Here is a 2,891-nt window from a genome sequence, read left to right as displayed (position 1 = left end):
GGGAGCGGCTTGCAGCCGCGACAGTGTCGGCAGTGAGGTAGTAGCGGCAACACTCATCCCCGTGGGAGCGGCTTGCAGCCGCGACGGCGCCGCCTGAGAGATCCGATCGCGGCTCCAAGCCGCTCCCACGGGGTCCGCTGATAGCGCCGGAACGCTTGCTGGAGCGCCCCGGGGGCCGCATTTGATCGCGATCGGGGCTCTTCTGCCTCCCCACGGATCGAGATCGAACCATGAACCGACAGGCCAGCATCGAGACGGCACTGACCGAGGCCCTCAAACCCCTGCACCTGGACGTGGTCGACGAGAGCCACCTGCACGCGGTGCCGGTGGGGGCCCAGACACACTTCAAGGTGTTGGTGGTCAGCGAGCAGTTCGCCGGCCACGGACTGGTCACGCGCCACCGGGTGGTCAATCGGCTGCTGCGTGACGAGTTCGACCACGGGCTCCATGCCCTGGCCCTGCACACCTGGACCCCGCGGGAGTGGTTCGAGAAGGGCGGTACGGCCCCGGAGTCGCCCCCGTGCCAGGGCGGATCGCACGCAGACTGAGGCGAGGGACCGGCCGGCGCCAACATCGGCGAGGTAAGGAAGCGCCGCTATTGATACTATTGCCGCCCGGCTGGCTTACACCTGGCCGGGCCAATCTTCAACGGGGGCCCCGCGCTTCCCATCGTCAATCCTGTCGGCACGGCATCGGGAGCAGACTCATGAGATCCAAGTTATTGATTGCGTGTATTCTTGGCGCCTCGTACTGGACGGCGCCCGCCGCGGCCGCCGATCCGGCGACGGTCAAGATCGGCTGCGTGGCGCCGCTGACTGGTCCCCAGGCGCACCTGGGGAAGGACATCGAGAACGGGGCCCGCCTGGCGGTGGACGCCATCAACGCGACCAATCCCACCCTGGCCGGCAAGCCGGTGAAGTTCGTCCTGCAGGTCGAGGACGACGCGGCGGACCCCAAGACCGCGACCGTGGTGGCGCAAAAGCTGGTGGATGAGGGGGTCAAGGGCGTGGTCGGGCACCTGAACTCGGGGGCCAGCATCCCGGCCTCGCGCATCTATGCCGACAACGACATCCCCCAAATCTCCCCCGCCTCTACCGCGGTGGCCTACACCCACCAGGGGTTCAAGACCACCTACCGGGTGATGGCCAACGACTCCCAACAGGGTCAGGCCCTGGGCAAGTACGCGACCAAGCTCGGCACGCGGGTGGCGGTGATCGATGACCGCACCGCCTACGGCCAGGGCCTGATCGACGAGGTGGTGAAGGGGGTCGCGGCGGCCGGCGGGGAGGTCGTCGGCCGGGAATACACCACCGACAAATCGACCGACTTTACCGCCATTCTCACCTCGCTCAAGTCCAAGAAGCCGGACGTGGTGGTGTTCGGCGGCATGGACCCCCAGGCCGCCCCCATGATCCGGCAGTTGCGCACCCTGGGGATGAAGACCGCCTTCATGGGCGGCGACGGCATGCAGTCGGCCGAGTTCCTCAAACTCGCGGGACCCGCCGGGGAGGGGGCCATCGGGTCGTCGCCGGGGCTGCCGCTGGCGAAGATGCCCGGGGGGGCGGACTTCAGCAAGCGCTTCAATGAGCGCTTCGGCAAGGTCCAGATCTACGCCCCCTTCGCCCACGACGCGGCCGTGGTGATGATCCAGGCGATGCTGCGGGCCGACTCGACCGAGCCCGAGAAATACCTGCCGGAACTGGCCAAGACCCGCATCGACGGGGTCATCGGCCCCATCGCCTTCGATAACAAGGGGGATCTGAAGGACGGCCCCGTCACCCTCTATCAGGTCAAGAAAGGCCACTGGGAGCCGGTGGAAACCGTCGGCGGCCAGGCGGCGCAGTAGCAACCACCCGCCGCACCGCGCATGGACGTCCTGCTCCAGCAACTCGTCAACGGCCTGATCCTGGGTAGCCTCTACGCCCTGGTGGCCTTGGGCTACACCATGGTGTACGGCATCCTGGAGTTGATCAATTTCGCCCACGGCGAGATCGTGATGCTGGGGGCCATGGTGTCGGTGACGGTCCTCGGCCTGCTGGTGGCGGCCGGGGTGCCGCTGCCGCTGGCCCTGGCGTTGGCCCTGGCCGCGGCCGTGCTGGTGTGCGTGGCGACCGGGGTCCTGGTGGAGCGGGTCGCCTACCGACCCCTGCGCAATGCCCCGCGTCTGGCCCCGCTGATCACCGCCATCGGGGTCTCGATCGTCCTGCAGAACCTGGCGATGATCATCTGGGGCCGCCAATACCTTTCCTTCCCGCCGGTGTTGGCCCCCCAGGTCTATGAGTGGCACGGGGCCACGGTGTCGAATGTCCAGTTGCTCATCGTGGCGGTGGCGGCCCTGACCATGGGCGCGCTCCTGCTGCTGGTGCAGCGAACGCGGCTGGGGCGGGCAATGCGCGCCACCGCCCAGCACCGGGAGGTGGCGGGGCTCATGGGCGTGGACGTGAACCGGGTGATTGCCGCAACCTTCGCGGTGGGCTCGGCGCTCGCGGCGGTGGCGGGGCTGCTGATCACCGCCTATTACGGCATCGCCCACTACAACATGGGCTTCCTTCTGGGGCTGAAGGCCTTCAGCGCGGCGGTGCTGGGGGGCATCGGCAACATCCCCGGGGCCCTGCTGGGCGGGCTGCTCCTGGGGGTGATCGAGAGCCTGGGGGCGGGTTATATCGGGGACCTGACCGGCGGCTTTCTGGGCAGCCATTACCAGGACATCTTCGCCTTCTTCATCCTGATCCTGGTGCTCATCTTCCGACCCTCCGGGCTGTTGGGCGAGCGCGTGGCCGACCGCGCTTAAGGAACGGTTCACTGATAAGGTAAACAGGTCCATTAGAGAATGCCGATAGCGCCATTGCGTTGTCGTTGTCGTTGTCGTTGCCGTTGTCGTTGTCGTTGTC

Annotated in this window: 3 protein-coding genes; all 3 read left to right on the top strand. The window is 67.4% G+C overall.

The window, feature by feature from the left end; genetic code table 11:
* The first annotated feature begins 230 nt into the window (after positions 1–230).
* The 3 genes from QZY48_RS17840 (at position 231) to QZY48_RS17830 (ending at position 2,791) form a co-directional block, all read left to right on the top strand.
* On the top strand, positions 231–548 hold the full coding sequence (locus tag QZY48_RS17840) for a BolA/IbaG family iron-sulfur metabolism protein (RefSeq protein WP_295433540.1): 318 nt from the start codon (positions 231–233) through the stop codon (positions 546–548).
* Positions 549–706: 158 nt separating this feature from the next.
* Positions 707–1,846, top strand: a complete 1,140-nt coding sequence (locus tag QZY48_RS17835; RefSeq protein WP_295433537.1) for a branched-chain amino acid ABC transporter substrate-binding protein — start codon at positions 707–709, stop codon at positions 1,844–1,846.
* A 21-nt stretch (positions 1,847–1,867) separates the two neighbouring features.
* On the top strand, positions 1,868–2,791 hold the full coding sequence (locus QZY48_RS17830) for a branched-chain amino acid ABC transporter permease (protein ID WP_295433534.1): 924 nt from the start codon (positions 1,868–1,870) through the stop codon (positions 2,789–2,791).
* Positions 2,792–2,891: the final 100 nt, after the last annotated feature.

The organism is uncultured Thiodictyon sp. (genome assembly GCF_903828115.1).
In the GTDB taxonomy this organism is placed as follows: domain Bacteria; phylum Pseudomonadota; class Gammaproteobacteria; order Chromatiales; family Chromatiaceae; genus Thiodictyon.
Note: the sequence above shows the minus strand (reverse complement) of the source record. Positions and strands in the feature narration are given on the sequence as shown.